Raw genomic sequence first — 24443 nt, forward strand, 5'->3', positions numbered from 1 at the left:
TCATACAGGGAGTAAAGCGATATACTAAACTGTAATGGGAATTATCGACAACAATAGTCAAACGATGCAGTCTGCACTTTCGAATGCTTTAACCAACGCTGATAAAGTAGATATTTCAGTTGGTTATTTTTACTTCTCAGGCTTTGAGGCGCTAGCTGAGCAGCTCAAGGACAAGCATGTGCGCGTACTGGTCGGCATGGAAGTCGACCCTACTTGCATACCAGATATAGTGCAGTTTTCTAAAGAAGCTGATGAAGACCTCTCAAGGTGGCAGCCAAGACAACCCACAAGGTCCTCGTTGGGCCTCATTCAAAACTATACAGATGCTCTTGTTGGCTTCTTGAACGATAGTGATACTTTTGATGATCCTAAGGCCGAGAAGGCTTTCGACATATTTACAAGCAAACTCGAGAACGGCACGCTTGAAATTAGAAAGACACTTACCGACGAACACGGTAAGTTTTACTTAATTCATAACAATACAGAGTTATCACAAAACGGAGACTTTCCAGGCACAGTCTTTACTGGCTCAAGCAACATGACGTATCGGGGTCTTGTAGGCCAGGGAGAGCTTAATGACACCTATCGAGATAAATCAAAATTCGAAGAGTATCAAAGAAAATTCGAAGATCTCTGGGACGGCTCAAAATCAATTGCAGTAGCTGATATAAACAGGAAAGATGAATTCTTAAAGGAGCTTAAAAAGCGTGTTTGGAAGTATCAGACGCCTTCGCCGTATGAGATGTATATTCGTGTACTTCATGAGCTATTTGGTCACGAGCAAGCCGAGGAAATTCTAAGCCCGAGCAAAATCACGAACGGCCAATTTTCGGATCTAGAATATCAACTCGATGCCATTAAGATGGGTATGGAACGTCTTCAGAAATATGACGGTGTATTGATAGCAGATGTTGTGGGTCTCGGAAAAAGTATCATAGCCTCCGGTATCGCCCGTAACATGGATATGAATACCGTAATCATTGCTCCACCGCACCTCATTCCTCAGTGGGAAGATTATAAAGAGCAATTTGGTATACGAGGCTCCAGGGTTTTTAGTTCGGGTAATATTCAGCAAGTCTACGATCGTTATAAGAATTCAAACGAACCACTTTTGATTATTCTCGACGAAGCTCACCGGTACAGGAACGAAGATACTAACGACTACAAACTGCTGCACCAGGTCTGTAGAAGCAACCCAGAAAACAAAATACTGGTATTAACTGCAACTCCGTTTAATAACGCCCCTAAAGATATCTTTGCACTCATTAAGCTTTTCCAGACCCCAGGACAAGCAACTATTCGATCAGTGGATAATCTGAGCCTCAGATTCCGTGAACTAATCGATCGTTACAAAAAACTCCGAAAGAATATGACCAAGGGCATGGAGCAACCTGAAATCGATTCCGAGGCAGAGGCAATCGCAGCTGAGCAGCGTAGGCTCATCGAGAGCGTTGTGATTAGAAGATCTAGATTAGATCTGAAACATATAACAAGGTACCGTGAGGATCTAAAGAGGCAAAACATTGCCTTTGCTGAGGTTGAGGGACCTGAGCTTATGGAATATGATCTTGGCCCGCTTCTTGATCTTTATGTTGAGACATTGAACGCAATTAGTGGCGAAGCAGGCGATGGCTTCATCGGCGCCCGATACAAGCCAGCTATTTATATCCAGAACAGACAAGAGTTTATTGAGAAGTACGGTAAGGATCTTGACGAATCAGACCTTCAAACTGCTCAGACTAACCTCGCAAACTTCATGCGCAAATTACTTGTGATGCGCTTTGAAAGCTCTAAGTACGCCTTTGAGAGTACGCTTAATAAAATGATTCAAACTAATGAACTCGTAGAGCGCTGGTGGAATGACCTCGGTAAAGTACCGATCATGAAGAAAGGCCAAATTCCAGATACAGAAGACTTTAGCCAAGAGGATGGCGAAGATGGTAATAAGCTCGACGAACAGCTAGATGAGCTGCGTGAGCAAAAAGGTCTCATTGCCATACCCAAGGAGATGCTTGATCCTAAGTTCATTGCCGATGTCATGCACGACACTCAGATCCTAAAGCGCATACAGTCCAAGTGGTTCGGCGATTCAGAATTTAGAAATGATGACCCCAAGTCAGACGACCTTGCAAAGAGAATTCATGCCCTAATTCAAGATAATCCTCAGCGAAAGATAGTGGTATTTTCGGGCTATGCTGATACCGTCAATTACTTATATGACGCGCTTAGACAGCGTGGCGTTAACCGTATCTTTAAGTACACCGCTGGAGACGCTAGCCCAGCATCGAGAAAACTTATCAAGGAAGAGTTTGATGCCTCACATCCATCAGATCAACAGACAAACGACTTCGATATTTTGCTAGCCACTGACGCTTTGAGTGAAGGTTTCAACCTGCACCGTGCTGGCGTGATTATAAACTATGATATTCCATACAACCCAACAAGAGTTATTCAGCGTGTTGGCCGTATTAATCGTATAAATAAGAAGGTGTTTGATACCCTCTATGTGTACAACTCGTTCCCGACTGCTATAGGTGAAGCCGAAACACGCGTTAAGCAGGTATCTACCCTAAAGATGAGCCTTATTAACTCTATCGTAGGGAGTGACACAAAAACACTAACAAGCGACGAACAAGTCCAAACATACTTCAAGGATGAATTTAGTAAGGCTGAAGAAGACTCAGAGGTATTGTCGTGGGATGCTAAGCACAAGGAAGCATACGACCAAGCATTAAAAGACGAGAATCTAATAAAACAGATACTGCAAGTTCCTCGTAGATCACGAATTCTACGAAAGGATCGCAAGGAGAAGACCGTGCTCGTCTTTGGGAAAAAGGGAGAGCAGTCGATCTTCACACTTGCCGGAGAAACAACTGAGCCTGTAGTCGTTGGCGCAGAACAGGCAGTACCTCTTCTAGAAGCAACACCTGAAGAAGTTAGTTACGAAGTTCCAGACAAGTTTGCTCCAGTATTTAATAAAGCGAAAGAGAAACTTTTTGCCAAGAACCCGCTCCCCCCTATCAAGGGCCGACGACAGGATGCAATAAAAATGCTCATGGCCCTAAAAGAAACTATCCCATCAAGCGAAAGCTACTGTGCAGATCTCATTAAAATCATCAAGGAGTATGATGACGTTAGCGAGGGTACTCTCAAGGATATTGCGCAGATGGATATTAGGAATGTTGAGCAAGCGTATTCTCAGCTACAAGAAAATGTTCCCGTTCAGTTCATACGTAATGTCATCGACCGCGCACACCGCGCGGACGAAGGCAGGGAGTTACTCTTGCTCGCTGAGGAGCTTGATGCATGAAGCTAGATCAGGCATATGAAAGGCAGTCACTCCAAACGTTCTTGGCAGACTTTTTACCTGGCTACACCAAAGATACTCGCGAGGTAGCATCGACATCTAAATTGTTTGATTCCGCGACCCAATTAGGTAGTTCTACTGACTTGGATTTACTTGTTTTTGAAGTAACGCTAAGCGCATCTATCGATAAGAGAATTGCAATTACAACTGATGCCTTCAAGCTAATGAAACAATACCAAGCATATCGAGCATTGATTGTCTTTCGTAATGAAAACGATCCTCAGTGGCGTTTTTCACTCATGACATCTACGGCAACTATAGAGGATGGAAAAATCATAACTAAGTTATCCAACCCTCGCCGCTACTCCTATCTTTTGGGCGAGAATACAAAAACAGTAACTCCATATAAGTACCTGGTAAAGAATGGTAGCGTAGTTGATTACGACGATCTCCAGAAGCGCTTTTCTGTAGAGGTTGTAAATAAAGAGTTTTACAACTCTATTGCAGACCTTTACACCAAACTGGTCGGCGGCAAAAGAAAGAACGGCAAGAAGCTTGTGGAATACTCAGGTATGTTGAAGATATCTGGAAAATCTAGTCAGTCAATTGAGCACCAGGAATTCGCAGTAAGGCTGATAGGCAGACTTGTATTCTGCTGGTTTCTAAGACAGAAAAAGAGCGACAAGGGCACGTCCCTTATCCCCGAGTCAATTCTATCGCATGCTGCTTCAAGGCAATCAGAATATTACCATGGCGTATTGGCCCCATTATTCTTCGAAGTACTCAACAAAAAGTCAAAAGACCGACACGATGAGTATAAAAATAACGACTATGACCTCGTTCCGTACTTAAACGGTGGCCTGTTTAGCCCGCAGGAGGGTCCAAGTGGTGACCATTACCAATACAACGGCGGAGTCCCAGTTTCACAGATGGTAGAGATCCCAGATGTGTGGCTTCAAGAATTCACAGAGCTACTCGATAGGTATAACTTTACAGTTGATGAAAATACCACTTACGACGTAGATCTGTCTGTCGATCCAGAAATGTTAGGGCGGATATTCGAAAATCTTTTAGCAGAGATTAATCCTGAAACTGGAGAAAGTGCACGAAAGAGCACAGGGAGCTTTTATACTCCTCGTTCCATCGTCGAGTACATGGTAGATAGAAGCCTCGCATATTCTATAAAATCAAAAACCAACATTGAGCCGGATAAGATTGATGCGTTAATTAGTTACGACCGCCTAGATGATAGCGAACACCCTCTCAGTCCAGACGAGGTCAAGCAAGTATTGGTTGCGCTCTCGAGATTGACTGTGCTGGACCCTGCTTGTGGATCCGGTGCTTTCCCTATAGGTGTTCTACAGAAAATCGTATATGTACTGCAGCAACTTGATACTGAGGCAAGATACTGGCTGGACAGTCAGCTTTCTAGCGCTACGCCAGAACTCAGAAGACATCTAGAGGAGCAATATACTAATAAAAATTTCGATTATCTCAGAAAATTAGGGGTTATAAGGGAGAGTATATATGGTGTCGACATACAGCCTATTGCGGTTGAAATTGCAAAACTACGCTGCTTCCTGACTCTCATTGTGGAAGAAAAAGTTGACGATGACTTGCCCAACCGAGGTATCGAGCCCTTGCCAAATCTAGATTTTAAATTTGTTTGTGCAAACTCACTCGTTCAACTTCCTGTACACGGCGCGAAGTCTAGTTCAAAGCAACAGCAGCAAATATTTGAAGATACGTCACATATAGATCAGCTTAAAGATATACGAAACAAGTACTTTGGGGCAACCGCGATGGAGCGACTAGAGCTGCAAAGTAAGTTTAATGCATTGCAGACAGAGATGGCCCTAAAGAACATAGATGAATACAAGGGAGCGGCATCTAGGCTATATAATTCACTTACACGCTGGAAACCCTTTGAGCATAATATGGTTGATTGGTTTGACGCAGAATGGATGTTTGGCATACCCGATTTTGATATTGTTATTGCCAACCCACCGTATCTTGGAGAAAAAGGCCATAAAGAACTATTTAGAAAGATTCGAGAAGATGGGTTGAAGGATTATTACATGGGAAAAATGGATTTGTTCTATTTCTTCTTCCATCTGGCCATCAATCTTAATCGAGATGGAGGTGTCACCACGTTCATCACCACAAACTATTATCCAACAGCGAGTGGAGCTAAAAAGCTACGTAAAGATATCTTTGAACGTACTCAGATTAGAGAATTAATCAACTTCAACGAACTAAAGATATTTGAGTCAGCTCTTGGCCAGCACAATATGATAACTGTTCTTGAGAAGTGTAAGGATGACCAGCCTACCTTAATTACAATGGCGCAATCAGGTGGTCTAGCTGGGGCAGATACTCTAGCGCAGTTGTTAGCTAAGGATTCACCCATAGCAACTTACAGTGCTAATTCAAAGGATGATCTCTTTGACGAAGATGATTATTCGATCAGATTTAGTGGCGACGATACAGAAGGGTCTTCTGCTGCTGACTTGGTATTGTCAAAGATAAAAAATAACCAATACGCACTTGAGCACGTCGCATCAATCAATCAGGGGCTCCTATCAGGCGCCGACACAGTAACAAAAAAACATAAAGAAAAATTTGACTTGGTAAGTGAGGCTGGAGATGGAATATTTGTCCTAGATGCTACAAGAAGAACCGACGCTGAAGTGCTTGAAAGTTTCACGCCCAAAGAATTACAATTCGTACATCCATTTTACAAAAACTCAAATATCTATAAGTATTCGTGTGATACCGAACCCACTAAGTTTGTGATTTACCTTTCAAGGACAGACGGTATCGATGGTCTCCCGAATATAGCAGCGCATTTGCATAAATTCAAAGCCCTACTGACGAATCGCCTTACAACGTATAACGAGAGCTACCCATGGTATTCTCTGCACCGAGCTCGTGAACGTTCAATCTTTGAATCTGAAAAGATCATGGTACCCTACCGTTCTAAAACAAATGTTTTTGGGTACACAAATGAGCCATGGTACTTCCGAACCGATGCCTATTCGGTCATTACGAAAAACAGTGAATACCCACTAAAGTACTTATTGGGTATACTTAATTCAAAACTTGCACTATTTTGGTTATATAACAGAGGTAAGCGTAAAGGAGACACTCTTGAACTCTTCTACGATCCACTGTCAAAAATTCCAATAGCCAGCTGCTCTGAAGATCAGCAGAAAATGATAATAGCATTAGTTGATGAAATAATTGTGGAAAGATCAAAAGATTCAAGAGCAGATACGCATGATACCGAGCAACGCGTTGACCAATTAATTTATGAGATATACGGTCTTACTGACGAAGAGATATCCATAGTCGAGAGCTCGTGATGAATACGATGACCTATAGGAAAAGTTGCACCAATGCAAATTCCATACTTTTGAATTCAGACGCTGTTTTAAAGAGTGATAATGCAAAGACTTTCTAGGCAATGTAAGTCCCTCTTGGAAAAGTCGCAAGACTCTGCACTACAAGCTGTGTCTACTTATAACGATCCGCGAAGCATCTTTAGGGCGGGTAACTTTACTGTTTTGATGACTATAGCCTGGACCTCTCTAATGCATGCATACTTCGAAAAACATAAGATAAATTACTACTACAAAAAAAGTAACGGTCGATATGAATACATTGATGGCGACAAAGCAACATGGGACCTTCAGCAGTCTCTCAAAAAGGTTTTCGAAGAGAATGATCCTGTTAGGAAGAATGTTGAATTATTCATAAAGTTGAGGAATAAGGTTGAGCACAGAAACCTACCGTCACTTGACCAGTTTGTTTTGGGCGAATGCCAAGCATTAGTACTAAATTACGAGACTTGGCTAGTTAACGAATTTGGAAAAGGATCATCAATTATCGATACTATGTTTGTGCCTATCCAGCTTTCTAGCAGTAGAAGAACTTTACCTAAGTCGAAACTCGAGCGGGATGTGATTAGTTTTGTTAAAGATTACCGAAATCTACTAAGCGTAGATGTTGTTAATTCGCAAAAGTATGAGTTCAAGGCATTCTTTGTGCCTAAGATTGGGAACCATCGTAATTCGTCTGATCTAGCGATCGAGTTTGTCAGATACGACGAGACCAATAAAGAAGAGATGGAAAAATACGACAAGGCCATCATTGCAATTAAAGAAAAAGGTGTCCCGGTCGCCAATGCTGATAGATATAAGCCCACAAAAGTTCTCGAAAAAATTAATGAGCTTAGTAAAAAGAAAAAGAATATGGCATGGCACACATCAATGTGGCAGAAATATAAAGTCAGGCCAAATGGTAGCGCTTCAAACAAGATTGGCTGCAAGACAGAGTATTGTGTCTATGACTCCCCGCATAGTGACTATGTGTATACGCAAAAATGGATCGATTTGTTACTGGAAAAGGAGGTTTGATGAATATATCTAAATCTGACTACCTAAAATACCTCATCTGCCCTAGCTATCTTTGGCTATGGAAGAACAAACCCGAGGTTGTGCCAACTGATGAAGATGAAGCTATCAAACAGCGCCTTGAGCAAGGTAACGAGATTGAGCGCTACGCTCGACTTCTGTTCCCCGAAGCTGAGCTCGTTATCTCGCATGGAGCAACCGCTAAGGTCGATACTGAAAAACTTGTAGCTAGCGGCGCCGAAACTATCTTCCAGGCTACGGTTATTACAAACGAAGGCTTGCTTGCCATGGCCGACATCATCACTCGAGAAGATACTTCAGATACCTGGACGCTATACGAAGTTAAATCAACCAACTCTATCAAAAAAGAGCATATTCTCGACCTTTCTTTTCAGCGCGTTGCCTTTGAAGACGCCGGCTACACTATTGGTAAAGTTAAGATCATCTATCTCAATAAGGACTACAAGCGTCGTGCCACTGTTGTCCCCGATGATCTGTTGATGGAGTCAGATGTTACAAAAGAGGTCGCCGAACTGGTTGAAACCGTCCGCGCTCAGACCCGTGACGCTCTGGAATATCTTAAGAAAACCGACGAACCGAACGGCTGTAGTTGCCGGCTCAATTCAAGATCTAAACATTGCCCAACATTCCACTACCTTAACCCAGACATCCCAGAATATTCGGTATTTAATATCAGCAGAATAAACGGCAAGAAGCTGGCACTGCTTATAGATAATGACATTGTTAATGTTCACGACGTGCCGGAAGACATAAAGCTATCACTAATCCAACAGAATCAGGTTGATGCTGAGAAAACTAAGCAGCCAAAGATAGACAAAGCCGCTATCGCAGAGGTATTGAGCGAACTTGAATACCCATTGTACTTTCTCGACTATGAGACGGTATCTACCGCACTCCCCCTATACGAAAACTGTAAGCCCTATCAACAGATACCATTTCAGTATTCACTGCATGTTTTAAAGGAGCCTGGCGCTACCTTGGAGCATTATGAGTACCTTTCTCATGACTCAACCACTTTGCCAGCGCACGAGCTCTTAAGTAACCTTAAGCAGCAAATTGGACCGAGCGGCAGCGTCATCACCTGGAATAAGTCGTTTGAAATGGGTAGAAATCGTGAAATGGCCGAGCAATATCCTGAATTTGCTGGTCTCATGAACAGTATCAATGACAGAGTCTTTGATTTGATGGAGATATTCAGTAAACAGCACTTTGTTCATCATAAGTTCAAGGGCAGTAGCTCGATTAAGAAAGTGCTTCCCGTGCTGGTTGATGGGTTTAGCTATGACGATATGGATATATCCAATGGCCAAGCAGCGGCGCTACGCTGGTACGAGGCAGTGACGTCGGATGATACTGAGCTAGCCAGCAAGACGTATGAGTCACTCCTTGAATATTGTAAGCTAGATACACTTGCTATGGTTGAGATATATAAAACTCTCAAAAATGTTTGACAGCACATCACACTTATGGTAATATCTAAGTTAGTATTTAATTCAGGAGAACATATAGATGATAAGAATCGCACGAGCAAAGTAGTCGCACAAGCGTCTTTTTTCGTATGATTCTTTCCTATTAGTTTAACTTCTTGTAAAAAAGCCGAGCACTTGCGTGACTACTCACCTGAATGCTCGGCTTTTTGTTTTGGAGAAAACTATGTTTAATCTATATAAAATTGCAAAATCATATAAAGATAACCCCGTTCTTAAAGATGTTACCCTGTCGGTTAAATCCGGTGAGGTAATTGCTCTTATTGGTGCCAATGGTGCTGGTAAGACCACGCTACTTAAGATTTTACTCGGCGAAGTTAAGTCGGATGAAGGACAGATTACAAATCATCATGATGTGATCGGTTATATTCCGCAGGAGATGGACAATCTTACCAGTACTATCGAGGAAAGCTTCGGTTCTGTAGAGCCCTGGCGTATTGACTATGCCCTAAATCTGGTGGGCTTAGAGACTATATCTAAAGATGGATTTCTGGGTAACATGAGTGGTGGTCAAAAAACACGAGTTGCTGTTGCTCAGGTATTGGCTCAAGATCCAGAACCAACAGTACTGCTACTAGATGAACCCACCAATAACCTTGACACCGAAGGACTTGATTGGCTTGAGGACTTTGTTAAACGCTTCAAAGGAGCGATTCTCTTCGTAAGCCACGACCGTCGCTTCATTAACGCTGTGGCAACAAAAGTTGTTGAACTCAAGGATGGGGTGACAAGACAATACGGTGGCAACTATGATTTTTACAAAGAACAGAAAGATATTGAGCTTCAGGCTGCACTTGAGAAGTATGAAAAACAGCAAGAAGAAAAGAAGCGACTCAAGAAAGCGATGGTCGCGCAGAAAGAAGCTACCAAACATGTTCATGAGCACATTAAGCGTGCGGATAATGACAAGTACCAGCGTGACTTCTTTCGAAATAGAGTTTCGGTGAAACTAGGTCAGAAAGCCAAGAATATAGAAACAAGGCTGGATAAACTCGAAGAAGTCGAACGTCCTGAGTTCAGCGTGGGCTACAGGTTTAGTCTCGGTGGCTCAGTGCATAACAGTAAGTTGCTTGTCGAGGTCGAAAATGTATCAAAGTCGTACGAAGACAACACGATTCTAAAGGACAATAATTTCGAGATTAGAGGAAATTCGCACATACACCTCAAAGGTCTAAACGGCTCAGGTAAATCTACTCTACTAAGGCTTATCGCTAAGCAACTTGAGCCCAGTTCTGGGGACATAACTTACGGTAGTGATGTGACTGTCGGTTACTTCTCGCAGGATACTGAAGGTTTAGACTACGCAAAATCGGCGATAGATAACCTGAGTACATATGAGACAAATCAGGAAGCAGTGTATAGACGGGCCCGAAGCCTAGGAATTGACGCAGAAAGTCTTCAGAAAATGCCAGCCGAGCTGTCTCGTGGGCAACAGTCAAAGCTGGCATTTGCAAAGTTGCTACTAGCTAACCATGATCTCCTAATATTGGATGAACCAACAAACCACCTTGATATCGCTACGAAAGAGCAGCTTGAAAATGCCTTGCAAAACTATGCCGGAGCAATACTGGTTGCCTCGCACGATGTATACTTCTTACAACAGCTACAAATAGACAAAACACTTAACCTAGTAGACGGAAAGGTAATAGAATCATGAAACACTACATTATTAACCTGGATGAAGCAAGAAGCTTCCTAGACAACCATCTCAAGTCAAAGACTAAAGATGTTGAGCTGCTAACTGGTGGTGACTGGTCTGCAGCCTACGCCTATCTGCATGACGGTAAAGAATATGTTATTCGATTTGCTGCCAGCAAAGAAGATTTCGAGAAAGACCAGAAAATTAGTAGCTACGCTACACCCACGCTTCGTGTACCAAAGCTAGTTGAGATTGGAAAAGCGCTTCGAGGATATTTTGCGATTTCTGAGCGTAATCACGGAATATTTCTAGATGATCTAGATGGCGAACAGATGAAAAATACACTACCAAGTCTACTCGCGACTCTAGATGAAATTCGTACAATAGACCTCTCGGATACGAGTGGCTATGGCTCTTGGGAAGCCAAAGGATCAGCTAGCTATGCAACTTGGCAAGAATACTTGTTAGGTGGTTTTGAAGATAAACCAACCAATCGAGTAAGTGGATGGCGGAAGAAATTAGAGTCATCACCAACGGGAGCGGAGTCTTTTGACAGCGTTAAGCTAGTGTTTGAGAAGCTACTTTGTGACTTGCCAGCTGATCGCTACCTTATTCACGGCGATCTTCTATATCGCAACGTTCTCGTACAAAATGACAGGATTGATGTGGTAATTGATTGGGGCAACTCTATGTACGGTGATTTTCTCTACGATATAGCATGGTTGATCTACTGGTGGCCATGGTATCCAGAGTGGAAAGACATCGACATCATGCACGAGGTATTAGAACACTACAAAAAGATTGGGCTAAACATTCCGAATATAGAGAATCGACTGTTATGTTATCAAGTCCATATTGGACTAGATGCACAGAAGTATGCTGCCTTCACTGAGCGTTGGGACATATTGGCGCAAAACACTTCGCAGACTCTTGATCTTATCGACAAGATATAAAAGTGCTAAGATTGAGCTATGAAAATATCAGATATATCTAATGCAGACTTTACCGCGGATACAGAACCACGCGACGATTACCTGATAGAGCTTTTGAAACAAGCCTACACTGGTAAAATAACTTGCCGAATGGCTTTAGCAGATATGAGCGCTATAAAACCGTTCTCAGACTACAAGCCAACAGTTCACGAAGACTACCGCAAGTACTTCACTATTAAGGCTAGGGACGACGTTCCGCCAGGTCTACAGGTCTATGTAAAAGACGGAAAGCTTATCATGAGTGACGACTTTAACGCCTTTGCCATGTATAACGAACTTGGATTCGAGCGGGCTGTCTGTATTGTCTTAGGTGATACACCTGAGATTGATGGCGTTGAGTACCATGGCGATCCGTTTATAATGCCTCCTCCAACAGTAGAAGAGCTACCTGCATAGAATATGCTACTATTGAAATGAATAGCTTGTGCGCCTTGCGAGAGGGCATGAGCTATTTTTGTAGTGATATAATACAGATAAGAAACCTATGAGTAATAAATCAGCAGCAAAACTAGTTAAAGATGCTCGAATCTCTAAAGGCCTGACTCAAACTGAGCTTGCCGAGAAAACCAGCGTGCATTCAAATACCATCGCCAAGATTGAACAGGGCATCCAGCAGCCTTCCTACCCGACTATCAAGAAGCTATCTAAAGTACTCGATATAGACATCAACGACTTTCCAGAGTAGCTAGCTTATCAAGCTTGGTAAAATGTAGCATCTGAAGAGCAAGGCTATCGGAGAACGTTCGGCGCATAATCTCGCAACTATCGCCCTGAGATAGAATGTTTAAGCTACCTTCCCAAAGTATTTCTTCGTCAATTATGGCCAGTTTACGATGATGTTTGACGGTGTAGAGTACTTTTATGCCAATATCCTGCATTGACGCTACGGCATTCTCTGCTTGGATAGCATATTCTTCGTTATGCTCCTCTGGGCTCCTTGTATTCACTACTATCCTTACACCCTTACGGCGCAACTTTTTCAGTATCGGCAACAGGTGCTCCATCCTCCTCCTGGTTATGAAGGGGCTTTCTATGATTACAGATTGCTTTGCATGTTTTAAGTCGCGCTCAAATGCTTTATAGAAGGTGTTGTTATCAAAGAGGGATGAGTTATTCATCATCAGCCTCCTTGGTTTCCTCATCGAGTAGTTCTCGAATCTCTTCTACATCGACAATTTGGTCATCATCCTGGATCGAAAAAGTTCTATTAAGGAACCTTCGCCCCAGCCAAAACTTGCACCAAACATGATCTGAATGGTTCACATCTTGCCCAAGAAGGTACGAACGAATTGTTAGTCTAAAATTCTGGTTGAAAGGCTGGTTTTTTTAGTTTGAATCCTTGTTGGTGCCCTAATCTGTTCAAACCTGGGACTAGAACCATGAAGAATGTATAATGAGGCCATGGATGACAACTCAAAGCAAGACCAAAAGATGGTAAACATTTCTGATATTCAGAACGCTGGGTTTTCTGACGATACAGAGCCAAAGGATAACCGCCTCATAGATCTACTCAAGCTTGCTTATACAAAGAAGATTTACTGCCGTACTGTAATTGTAGCTATCGATAACGTCGTTCCGTTTTCTGATTATGTACCGAGTATAAGTGAAGATTAAGTTAAATACTTCAAAGACAAGTATCAAGCTGGTAGACCACCTGGAATGCTAGTGCATCAACGGGATGACGGCAAGTTCGTCATGTGCGATGATTACAATTCGTATTTTATGTACAAGCAAGTAGGTGCTGATAATGTGACTTGCCAAGTGCTTGATGCCGAAAAAGCGCCCGAAAACGTCATTGAAGCAAGTGATCCATATTATATGGAGTTGCCTAGTGTGGAGCAGATTAACTGACTCTTTAAGAAAAAGAGTGGTTATAATTATCTACTAAATTTACTTGGTAACTATAACCTTGTGGAAATATTAGAGAGTGAGATAGCTTTACAATTCTTATTCCTTGTTGGTAAAGGCGCGAATGGCAATTACATTTTCAATCATTGCGTTTAATCTATTCCTTTAAATATTAACCTACAGTATACCGCACTTGCACATTACATTTACCCCTCCCCACTACTTCCCAGCCCGAGGCAGCAGCAAACTAACAGTGGTGCCCTTACCAACCACTGACCGCATGGTAAGTTCACCACCAACTCGCTCTACAATCAGTCTATCTAAGTACAGTGACAAACCAATCCCTTCATAGTCATAGGCTAGGACATCTGTCCCTCTAGCAAAGGGTTGCATGAGTTGAGCAAGCTTGTCTTTAGCAATACCTACACCAGTGTCTTGAACAGCAAGATGAATCATATCGCCCTGAGCCACAATAGTTAGGCCAATCTCAGCTCCGGCCTTAGAGAACTTCACCGCATTACCAATCAGTGAGCTAACTATCTGGGCTAGTGCCTCCCGAGTAAGGTTAACAGCTAGATTTGGTTCAATCTTAGAGTTAAACTTCATACCCTGACTTTCAACATACTCCGTCATGACCGGCAAGTGTGACTCTAACCAAGGCTTGAGTGGGGTGAGGGCAGTTTCGGCTGAGACTTGACCAACTGTAGTAATCTGACTGAGCTTAGCGGCTACCTGACCAAGCATGGCATAGCCATTAGCGAAGGTTGGAACTTGACCAGTAGCTAAGAGCTTCTCAGCTGGCAAGCGCATAGCATCAATCTGGTCATTTAATTCCTTAGTAGTAGTCTCCATGAAGCTAACTCGTTGACTGTCAATATTACGTTCAAAGCTGAGAGTAGCTTGAGCTTGTTTGTTTAAGGAACGTAAGCGCCAGCGAGCCCGGTAGGTAAACAGTACCATTAAGCCAGCAAAGATAGTTAGACAGATGAAGACTCCCACAGTGTAAGGGTTCAAGCCCATGCGGCCAACTACTAGAATAACAATCTCAAAGATTAACATTAGTGCCACTGTACTAACTACTGGCAACCAAACTCCAGTTCGTCGCATTAAGTGGGGGAGATCTTGTTTATCTAGTTGGACTAAGCTAGCACTAGCTTCAGTGGAGTCTTGGTTAGCTTGGAGTAAGTTAGCGGTATCATGACTCATAATCTCTAATGAAGCACCAATTACTTTAATCTCATGGGCCATGTGGGGTAGAGCAGTCTGAGCTAACTCTAAGCTACCTCGCATAATTTGTAATGGTGTATTGAGGTAGTGCGAGCTTAAGTTAACAAAGTCTGCTCGCAACTGCTTACTAACTCGGTAGCGCCTTAAGAGCTTATCTAGCTGGTTATACACTTGCTGTTCGCGCCAGGTTTGGTAGAGGTAGAAGATAGCTAGAGCCACTAACAGAATGAGTAAACTAGCTGGGGCATAACTAGCACTGGGGCCAACTGCTCCAATGTAGCCACGGAGTTTTTCGGTGAAGCTACCACTATTAATGCTGGCTTGCTGGGGGGCTGGAGTGGCACTTGGCTTTGGTTTATACACTGGTGTACCGGGAACTGGTGTGTTGGTTCGGGTGTCGGTGGTTGGGACTTCGGGATCGACAACAACTGGTGGGTCTGGTGTGGTGGTTGTGGTTGGAGTTGGAGTTGGAGTGGGGTCTGGTGTGACACTTGGAGATGGGCTTGGAGATGGAGTGGATGGAGTGAGGGTAGTAGCTGAAACAGGACTTGTGTAGGGGCTTGTACCTACACTATTAATGGCTGCTACTCTAAAGTCATAGCTAGTGCTGGGGTTTAGATTGGTTAGGACATGAGAAGTGGGGCTTGGGCCTTGAACTGGTGCGTTAATCCAGGTCCCAGAAGAACTAGCCTTGTATTGGACTTGGTAGCTAGTGATAGCACTACCACCATCTGAGCTTGGTGGCTGCCAGTTGAACTTCATGGAACTGGTGGTCACTTCAGTAATGGAGGGGGAGAGGGGGGCGGAGGGGGCTGTAGCTGGGCATTCTTCTCCAGCATCGTTGATTGTCCAGCTAAAGTTGGTGATGATGCTTTGGCGTTGAGCTTCAGCATTACAGTATTTGCTAGTGCCAGCATCAAAAATAACTGAGCTTTCTAGGTTTTGAGCAGACCAAGCAATGAGAGTAGCATCGTAGTTGGGGTGGAGAGGCCAGATGGATTTGGCGTATAAGATTCATCGACGGGATATCCTAGTACTGACGACATCATAATCCAAAAATCATCCTTTTCTTGTTGAGTCCATTGGCTATAAGACTTACCTAGCTGTATTTCATTATAAGTAATAAAAACTTGCACTGTGTCACCAAACATACCCTGCAAGCTTGCTACATTACTTACGTTCCAGTTAGCTAGTGATTGGTCAAAGCTCGTTGTGCTAGAAAACATGCCTTGCATTTCTATTGCACTGCTAACATCCCAATTATTAAGGGGCTGGTTGAAGTCAGTAGCACCTGCAAACATACCATTCATACTGGTTACGCTGCCAACATTCCAGTCATTTAAAGGTTGGTTGAAGGTATCGGCTTTAAAAAACATACTGATCATATCTGTCACATTGCCAACATTCCAGTTATTTAAAGGTTGGTTGAATCTAGTATAAGCAAACATACCTCCCATATCTGTCACATTGCCAACATCCCAGCTATTTAAGGGCTGGTTGAAGGCGCTACTTTGCATAAACATACCGTCCATCCTGGTTACATTGCTGACATTCCAATTATTTAGGGGGTTGATTGAAGGCGCTGCTTTGTGCAAACATAAATCTCATATCTGTCACATTGCCAACATCCCAGCTATTTAAGGGCTGGTTGAAGGCGCTGCTTTGTGTAAACATATATTGCATGCCTGTTACATTGCTGACATCCCAATTATTTAGTGGTTGATTGAAGCTAGTACCACCTGCAAACATACCTTCCATATTTGTTGAATTGCTGACATCCCAATTATTTAGTGGTTGATTGAAGCTAGTACCACCTGCAAACATACCTTCCATATTTGTTGAATTGCTGACATCCCAATTATTTAGTGGTTGATTGAAGCTAGTACCACCTGCAAACATACCACTCATATCTATAACATTACTGACATCCCAATTATTTAAGGGCTGGTTGAATGAACCTGCTTCCGTGAACAAATTTGATACATCGGTAACATTACTAACATCCCAATTTTCAATATTAGAATTAAAACTTGATGCCCCTTCAAACATACTAACCATGCCTGTTACCTGACTTAAGTCTGGCGTATCAGTGGCAGTAAAAGTTGTTATATTCGTAGCGTTGTAAAACATGCTACTCATATCTTGCCACTCAATATCGCCCCATTGTTTGACGTCTATAATCTTTTCTTGATCACCATTACTAGATTGATACATGTGTGGGAAGGTGCCAGTTATGGCAATGTCATATTCACCGGCAGAACCATAGGTACAAGTTACGTTACCGGTTTGATTGGAGTGTTCTGGGGTACCATCGTTATTACAATCTACGTTGTAGTTATATGTGTAGTTGCCATTAGTAGGAATGGTGTATTGGTTATTGTTACTAATGCCGGGGTTATCGGTTTTGACTCGCATGATGAAAGGATCTTGAGGGCAGCTTTCTCCACTATCGTTGATTGTCCAGCTAAAGTTGGTGATGATGCTTTGGCGTTGAGCTTCAGCATTACAGTATTTGCTAGTGCCAGCATCAAAAATAACTGAGCTTTCTAGGTTTTGAGCAGACCAAGCAATGAGAGTAGCGTCATAGTTGGGAGTGGATAGACCAGAGCTATCAGGCATAAAGCCGTTAAAGTCCCCAAACATATTGTTCATGTCTGTTACGTTCGATAAATCCCAGGTTTCTAAAGACTGATCAAAAGAAGATGCACCAGCAAACATAATTTGCATATCAGTGACATTGCTCGTATCCCAGCTGTTTAAACTCTGATTAAACGATGAAGCTCCGGCAAACATACCTTGCATAGTAGTCGCATTACTAACATCCCAATTATTCAGTGGCTGATTGAATGAAGTTGCAAGAGCAAATATACCTAACATATTAGTTACGTTGTTCACGTTCCAGTTATTAAGTGGTTGATTGAACGAGGTAGCGTTAGTAAACATCTGTTCCATACTTGTTACATTACTGGTGTCCCAATTATCCAATGGTTGGTTAAATGGAGACGGGTTATTCATATACTCATCATAAAACATAAGATCCATGTTTATGACAGCACTTGTATCCCAACTATTGATGGGCTGGTTGAACGCATGAGCATCTAGGAACATACCTCTCATTATTGTTACATTACTTACGTCCCAGTTATCCAATGGCTGATCAAACGAGTCCGTAAAAGTAAACATTAGTTCCATGCTCATCACATTACTTACGTCCCAGTTATTAACGTCAGAATCAAATAAAGTAGCACGTTCGAACATTCTGCTCATATCCACCACTTCACTAAGGTCTGGCGTATCGCTAGCTGTAAATATTGTTATACCTGATGCACCCATAAACATACCGCTCATGCTTTGCCATTCAATATCACCCCACTGCTTGACGTCAATTATTTTTTCTTGATCACCAACTGCCTGTATCATATGCGGGAAGGTACCAGTTATGGCAATGTCGTATTCTCCAGCTGAGCCGTAGGTACAAGTTACGTCACCGGTTTGGTTGGTGAATTCTGGAGTCCCATCGTTATTGCAATCTACATTGTAATTATAAGAATAATCAATTGTGTTGGTGGGTATAGTATATTGATTGCTGTTGCTAGTGCCCGGGTTGTCGGTTTTAACTCTCATGATGAAAGGATCTTGAGGGCAGGCACTGGTTGCGAAGGTCTGGTCTTGGCCATAGCTAGTACCATTATTATTTGCAGCATAAGCACGATAGTGGTATGTTGTGCCACAAGTAAGCCCACTTATATTAGCAGTTATTGTCCCAACATAACGCTTCAGCCTATAACCTAAGTTGTCTTGGATGTAGAGATTACCGTTAGGACTAAATGCAAGATCATGCGGGAATGTAAATTCTGTTAGCCCTGGGCCACCACTACCGAACTGCGATATGTAAAAGCCATTACTGCTAAACTTTTGGACACGGTGATTAAAGAAATCCATAACATAGACATTGCCGTCTTTGTCAATTGCTGCATTGCTTGGATGGTTGAGTTGCCCATCACCGGTACCATAACTACCCCACTTGGTAACGAAAACTCCGCTAGAATTAAATTTTTGGATTCGGTGATTGTTGGTATCAGCTACATATATATATCCACTAGAATCAACGGTGACACCATGAGGATTTGCAAACTGCCCATTACCGTTACCATTACTGCCAAATTTCATTAAAAAGCTACCGTTGGCATCGAATTTCTGAATACGATGATTATCTTGATCGGCTACATATATATTGCCACTGGTGTCAAACGTAATACCAGCAGGTGTACTAAACTGCCCGTCTCCTGCGCCATTTGTACCAAATTGCGACAAGTATGTGCCACTAGAATTAAACTTCTGGATTCTGTGATTTTGTGAATCAGCTACATAAATATTACCGGAACTATCAATAGATACATCATCTGGGGCATTTAATTGCCCATTACCGCTACCAAATGTGCCAAACTTCATTAAAAAGTTACCGTCGGCATCGAATTTTTGGATTCTGTGATTTGCCGAATCAGCTACATACACATTGCCACTAGAGTCTGTAGCAACACCATAAGCAAAACCAAATTGCCCATTACCGCTACCTTGTGAACCATATGTAGTTATTGTTGAGCTACTATCAGTAGCTGTTGAGCCATAGCTGTTGGTTGTGCCATATTGAAATCCTCGGGCAGTAATACTATCTGGCGAGGTAACACCGTTTAGGGTAGCGGATACATCTGTAATATTTGTTGCCGAATTAGTGCTAACTTGAGGTGCGCGAGTAGAAGCACAGTCTTGCCCGCCATCAATAATTGTCCATGAGTGGTTAGTTATAATGCTTTGACGTTCTGCAGCTGAAGTACAGTATTTTCTGCTGAAGGCATTAAGATGGACTCCATTTTTTAGATTTTGTGATGACCAGCCAATAAGAGTCGCGTCATAGTTGGCGACAGAAAGGGCAGTGTAATTAAGCATGTCATACATACCTGTTGTGCCGGTTACATTACTAACATCCCAAGCCGCAAGTGATTGATTAAATGAGCTGGTATTTTTGAACATGCCATACATAAACGTTATGTTGCCCGTATTCCAATTGTTTAGCGGTTGATTGAATGAAGATGCCCCACTAAACATTGAATCAGTATTAGTAACATGACTCACATCCCAATTGTTTAGCGGTTGGTTGAATGATGTAGCATTCTTAAATGCATTACCCATATAAGTAACATTGCCCGTATTCCAATTGTTTAGCGGTTGATTAAATGCTGATGCTCCTGTAAAAATACCGCCTATACTAGTAACACTGCCCGTATTCCAATTGTTTAGCGGCTGGTTGAATGAAGAGGCCCCACTAAACATAACGCTCATACTAGTAACATTTCCTACATCCCAATTATCTAGTGGTTGATTAAATGATGTAGCATTATAAAATGATGCCCACATACTAGTAACATTTCCTACATCCCAATTGTTTAGAGGTTGATCAAAGGCGCTAGCACCATAAAACATACTATTCATATCCGTCACATTGCTCACATCCCAGCTATTTAATGGCTGATTAAAAGATGATGCTCCATTAAAAACACTATGTATGCTGGTAATATGACTTACATCCCAGTGATTTAAGTTTGAGTTTAGGTTTGTGCTATTTGCAAACATCGTATCCAAGCTTGTTAATAATGAGAAATCTGGAGCATCTATTGCAGCAACTGAAAGATTTGCACATCCCATAAATGCATATTCCATTGATGCCCATGCATTAGTGCTCCACTGCTCAACAGTGAGTATTTTTTGCCTATCGCCACCGTTGTTAAATGCAATTCTCGGAAACGTTCCTGTAATACTTACTGTGTACGTACCGGTACTAGCGTAGGTATGTGTAGAGTTCCCTGTTAGACCAGTACTAGTATTGCCATCACCCCAGTCAACATTATAGTTGTAGCCACCACCAGTAGTTGGAATCGTAATTTGGTTTGGCCCACTAACGCCCGGATTATCCGTCTTCCAAGTAGTCACAAACTCCCCCGGCGCCCAATCTCCATTGTAAGTAACTGAATTGTCGGTTGAAGTACTAACTTGGTTAGTGCCACTAGCTATGTTCTGAGCTGTAATCACTTCTTGAGCGATGGTTGGGGTGATTGTACCAGCTCCAGTGGCTTGAATACGTACTTCATAAGTTGTTTTGTTGAAGGTTCCAGCTTCAGTAATAGATTGGATTGCTTGCCCAGGAGCTGTACCAGCTAGAGTGATGTCGGTATTAGTAAAAGTAGACTCATCAATAGCTTCATTGAATTGTACGGTAAAGACAGAAGTATAGGAGGGGTTAGCATCAGGGGTACCAGTCTTTTGATCTATTGATACAGTTAAGCTACCCGGTGCTGCCTTACCGCCATGCTTATCGTTATATAGTCCAGCGTATAAAAAACTAATTAAGGTAATCGCAATAGCCGATAAGAAGATGAAGAGTCTTTGACCTGAAGTAATATTAAGCCGTTGTTTTAACTTCTTCTTAGAACGACGCCGGTGTTCAGCCTTATCTACAGCATCAGTAACAGACTTCTTATTGCTCATAGGATCCAAGCTTGGGGCCTCCCACAGATTAATGAGTCGTCACCAGAAGAGACATTTAATCCACACCAGCCATAGCTGGAATGCTCAAGGTCTAACATTGTATTTAGTTTATATCTCTCCATCACCCTCAATAACAACATTTTGAAAATACCTAAGTGCTTATCCTTAAATTATAGTCGTTAGATGGGGGAAGGGGAAGGGGGGATATTACTCATACTTAAATTTGTATGGTGCGACAAAGTTTCAGGATACTAAATATAGCCTATATGCTATTTAGAGAATAGTTCTTTCCATAGTTTTTTAAGTAACTTCGGTGAGAATATACCACTCTGTCTTTGACGGGGGCCTTCTGGTGGCACCATTAGGCGTAGAGCTTTTGGTAGAATTTCTATTAAAACTGGATTCGTATATTCTTCACGTTCACCATCCACGCCAACTACAAGCTTTTGGCCTGGAGAATTAACTTTAAAATTTTTTGCAGTCCATTGATATACACTACCAATATTATTGTCTGCAAATGATTTATTAATTATCACGGCATCCACCATCTGTCGAATAAGTTGGTCGGTTAATTTAGTAATAGCAGTAATTTGAAGGATGCCTTTATCTAGATGATTGCGTCTACCTAGCTCGAATACGTTAGCTGTTTCATATTCATTAACACCAACTAAGATTTGAGTAGTATACCTATGTTTTTTATTGGATGCATCCACGAAAGCGAGCGGATAATATTTTTTAGTACCATTAAGTAAATTCTGTAAAACCCCCCGTGTTGTACGGATTTTGTTATCACGATATTCAGGATTGTCAACTATATCAGCGTATAAGCCAAACGAAACATTATTTAAGAATATCCGACCATTAATCGAACCAACATCGACCCTGCGTTCAACTCCACGAAAGCTAACAAGGGCATCACTAATTTCTTCAGGCTTAAAGCCGGCATCTCGCGCAAAATGACAGCGAGTACCGCCGGGCAACACCACTAGCGGCAAATCATGTTCGATGGCTACTTTTGCAACTGCCCCGAGGGTGCCGTCTCCTCCAGAGACACCAAGTACGTCAGCTCCACTTACTACTGCGTCTTGGGCTAACCGCTCAATGTTGTCAGATTTTTTGGTAACTACCACTTTAATACCCAATTTTTTGGCTTGTTGTGGAATATCAGCCTTGATTGCCCGTCCATCGCCAGATTTTGGATTAATAATAAGGACAGCGTTACTAAACTTAGCGGATTGAGTGGCTAGTATGGCTTGCTCACGTTTTTGGCGCCAGTATTCGCGTCGCAAAATTCCAACAAGTATGGCATATATTATGGCGAGACCGATAATGCGCAGTAAAAGAAAATTATTATTATCTAAATGAAAGTAGTAGATACTATAGATAAGAACACCACTGCTAAATAGTAAAACTGCCCATCCAGTCAAAAGTCGGGCTTTAGTGCCGGTAAAAATAAGCCATGCCGCATAGCAACTCAATGCAAATGCAATTAGGGTGATGGCAAATATACCAGGACTAGAGAATGCCAAATCGATGACTGTTAGTACGATTAGGCCGAATACCCCTAGTGCGGTAGCGATGAGTAGTCTCCATCCAACTGAAATTTTCATACTTATATTATATTACGACCATCAAGCAATAGTGTTTACAGATCATAGCCATGGAGGCCCGCCACTCTTTTACAGGTCTTTGTAACGTAGTCTATCTCAGTTTTTGTTAAACGCTTTTTCCATAGCTCGGTTAAGTCTTTTGATTTACGGTGTATGGAGTGAATTTTCGTATCCTTACCTTCGGCTTTATTTTTGGCATTGGTCAGTTCGTCAACTTTAGCTTTAACCGTGGTGGAATATTCTAATCCCAAACGCTTAAAAAGTTGCTTAAACTCTTGCTCGGGGTTGCTACTAATATCTTCATGCTTAATAAAAATCCAGTCTGGATATTTCTGCGACAACTCATAAGCTTTTTCATAGACCATATTATAAAGTAGGGCTGTTTCCTCGAGCTTTGTATGATTGCCTTTTGCAAACTCTTTAGCTTCTTTTTTATATTGAGGTAAATAGGTATTTAATAGCTCATTTTGGTGGGCGAGACGATCAAATGGTACACCCCAATCAACTTGTTTACAGCTGGCTACCAGTGCCAGTGGGTTACGCAAAAGGAATATTACTTGAGTATCGTATGCTTTATATAGCCACTCAGCCGCAAATGGACTTAAGGGATCTTTGTAGAGGGGCTGTTTGCCCATTAGTCGTTTAGAGTTATTAAAATGTTTAAAATGTGTGCGGTATGGCTTTTCATTACCCTCGTATATATAGGGGTACCATGTATTGAGGTTGAGTCCGCAAATTGGGCAATAGGTGTCACGCGAGAGGTCATCAAACCAGGGTGATAGTGGTTCATAAACATAGCGCAGTTCATTAGCTTGAGCCAGAATAGTCCCAACAAAAGTGGTGCCTCCACGATGCGTACCGCTAATTAATATTGGTCGCACTTCCATCTCTGGTAAGATCAGGCTAAATTTCTGCATTACATAATATAGGATGGAGCGAAATTTATTTTCAATCATTGCGTTTAATCTATTCCTTTAAATATTAACTTACAGTATACCGCACTTGCACATTACATTTACCCCTCCCCACTACTTCCCAGCCCGAGGCAGCAGCAAACTAACAGTGGTGCCCTTACCAACCACTGACCGCATGGTAAGTTCACCACCAACTCGCTCTACAATCAGTCTATCTAAGTACAGTGACAAACCAATCCCTTCATAGTCATAGGCTAGGACATCTGTCCCTCTAGCAAAGGGTTGCATGAGTTGAGCAAGCTTGTCTTTAGCAATACCTACACCAGTGTCTTGAACAGCAAGATGAATCATATCGCCCTGAGCCACAATAGTTAGGCCAATCTCAGCTCCGGCCTTAGAGAACTTCACCGCATTACCAATCAGTGAGCTAACTATCTGGG

General features: G+C 42.2%; 18 protein-coding genes. 10 read left to right on the forward strand and 8 right to left on the reverse strand.

What is annotated here, in order from left to right; all coding sequences use genetic code 11:
• Positions 1 to 34: 34 nt before the first annotated feature.
• The 8 genes from IPM44_01880 (at position 35) to IPM44_01915 (ending at position 12546) form a co-directional block, all read left to right on the forward strand.
• Complete coding sequence (locus IPM44_01880) at positions 35 to 3310, forward strand: AAA family ATPase (GenBank protein QQS27303.1); 3276 nt, start codon at positions 35 to 37, stop codon at positions 3308 to 3310.
• On the forward strand, positions 3307 to 6672 hold the full coding sequence (locus tag IPM44_01885) for an N-6 DNA methylase (GenBank protein QQS27304.1): 3366 nt from the start codon (positions 3307 to 3309) through the stop codon (positions 6670 to 6672). The genes IPM44_01880 and IPM44_01885 overlap by 4 nt, the downstream gene beginning before the upstream one ends.
• A gap of 228 nt (positions 6673 to 6900) precedes the next feature.
• Positions 6901 to 7725 carry a DUF3644 domain-containing protein gene (locus tag IPM44_01890; protein ID QQS27305.1) on the forward strand — a complete coding sequence of 275 codons (825 nt, stop codon included), beginning with the start codon at positions 6901 to 6903 and terminating at the stop codon, positions 7723 to 7725.
• Positions 7725 to 9194, forward strand: a complete 1470-nt coding sequence (locus IPM44_01895; GenBank protein QQS27306.1) for a DUF2779 domain-containing protein — start codon at positions 7725 to 7727, stop codon at positions 9192 to 9194. Before IPM44_01890 ends, IPM44_01895 begins: the two co-directional genes overlap by 1 nt.
• A 202-nt stretch (positions 9195 to 9396) precedes the next feature.
• Positions 9397 to 10887: an ABC-F family ATP-binding cassette domain-containing protein gene (locus IPM44_01900; protein ID QQS27307.1), complete on the forward strand. Its 1491-nt coding sequence runs from the start codon at positions 9397 to 9399 to the stop codon at positions 10885 to 10887.
• Entirely contained in the window at positions 10884 to 11822 is a 939-nt protein-coding gene (locus tag IPM44_01905) for an aminoglycoside phosphotransferase family protein (protein ID QQS27308.1), read from the forward strand. The genes IPM44_01900 and IPM44_01905 overlap by 4 nt, the downstream gene beginning before the upstream one ends.
• 18 nt (positions 11823 to 11840) lie before the next feature.
• Complete coding sequence (locus IPM44_01910) at positions 11841 to 12257, forward strand: hypothetical protein (GenBank protein ID QQS27309.1); 417 nt, start codon at positions 11841 to 11843, stop codon at positions 12255 to 12257.
• An 88-nt stretch (positions 12258 to 12345) separates the two neighbouring features.
• Positions 12346 to 12546, forward strand: coding sequence for a helix-turn-helix transcriptional regulator (locus IPM44_01915; protein ID QQS27310.1), 201 nt, complete (start codon positions 12346 to 12348; stop codon positions 12544 to 12546).
• Here the strand turns inward: IPM44_01915 and IPM44_01920 are convergent.
• Complete coding sequence (locus tag IPM44_01920; GenBank protein ID QQS27311.1) at positions 12527 to 12982, reverse strand: hypothetical protein; 456 nt, start codon at positions 12980 to 12982, stop codon at positions 12527 to 12529. The genes IPM44_01915 and IPM44_01920 overlap by 20 nt on opposite strands.
• On the reverse strand, positions 12972 to 13124 hold the full coding sequence (locus IPM44_01925) for a hypothetical protein (GenBank protein QQS27312.1): 153 nt from the start codon (positions 13122 to 13124) through the stop codon (positions 12972 to 12974). The genes IPM44_01920 and IPM44_01925 overlap by 11 nt, the downstream gene beginning before the upstream one ends.
• Positions 13125 to 13262: 138 nt before the next feature.
• Here IPM44_01925 and IPM44_01930 point away from each other — a divergent pair, with 138 nt between their 5' ends.
• Positions 13263 to 13475: a hypothetical protein gene (locus IPM44_01930; GenBank protein ID QQS27313.1), complete on the forward strand. Its 213-nt coding sequence runs from the start codon at positions 13263 to 13265 to the stop codon at positions 13473 to 13475.
• A 45-nt stretch (positions 13476 to 13520) separates the two neighbouring features.
• Positions 13521 to 13712 (forward strand): hypothetical protein, encoded by a 192-nt coding sequence (locus tag IPM44_01935; GenBank protein ID QQS27314.1) that lies wholly within the window; start codon positions 13521 to 13523, stop codon positions 13710 to 13712.
• Positions 13713 to 13928: 216 nt separating this feature from the next.
• On the opposite strand, the gene IPM44_01940 is transcribed toward IPM44_01935, so the two are convergent.
• From IPM44_01940 to IPM44_01965, 6 genes are all read right to left on the reverse strand, one after another.
• Positions 13929 to 15713 carry a fibronectin type III domain-containing protein gene (locus IPM44_01940; protein QQS27315.1) on the reverse strand — a complete coding sequence of 595 codons (1785 nt, stop codon included), beginning with the start codon at positions 15711 to 15713 and terminating at the stop codon, positions 13929 to 13931.
• 158 nt (positions 15714 to 15871) lie between these two features.
• Positions 15872 to 16531 (reverse strand): DUF285 domain-containing protein, encoded by a 660-nt coding sequence (locus IPM44_01945; protein QQS27316.1) that lies wholly within the window; start codon positions 16529 to 16531, stop codon positions 15872 to 15874.
• On the reverse strand, positions 16494 to 21479 hold the full coding sequence (locus IPM44_01950; GenBank protein ID QQS27317.1) for a BspA family leucine-rich repeat surface protein: 4986 nt from the start codon (positions 21477 to 21479) through the stop codon (positions 16494 to 16496). Before IPM44_01950 ends, IPM44_01945 begins: the two co-directional genes overlap by 38 nt.
• A gap of 269 nt (positions 21480 to 21748) precedes the next feature.
• The gene (locus tag IPM44_01955) at positions 21749 to 23089 is read right to left on the reverse strand and encodes a hypothetical protein (GenBank protein QQS27318.1); all 1341 of its coding nucleotides are present in this window, start codon (positions 23087 to 23089) and stop codon (positions 21749 to 21751) included.
• Positions 23090 to 23124: 35 nt separating this feature from the next.
• Positions 23125 to 24045 (reverse strand): sulfotransferase domain-containing protein, encoded by a 921-nt coding sequence (locus IPM44_01960; protein QQS27319.1) that lies wholly within the window; start codon positions 24043 to 24045, stop codon positions 23125 to 23127.
• Positions 24046 to 24117: 72 nt separating this feature from the next.
• The gene (locus IPM44_01965) at positions 24118 to 24411 is read right to left on the reverse strand and encodes an ATP-binding protein (protein QQS27320.1); all 294 of its coding nucleotides are present in this window, start codon (positions 24409 to 24411) and stop codon (positions 24118 to 24120) included.
• Positions 24412 to 24443: the final 32 nt, after the last annotated feature.

The organism is bacterium (genome assembly GCA_016700035.1).
Lineage (GTDB): Bacteria > Patescibacteriota > Saccharimonadia > CAILAD01.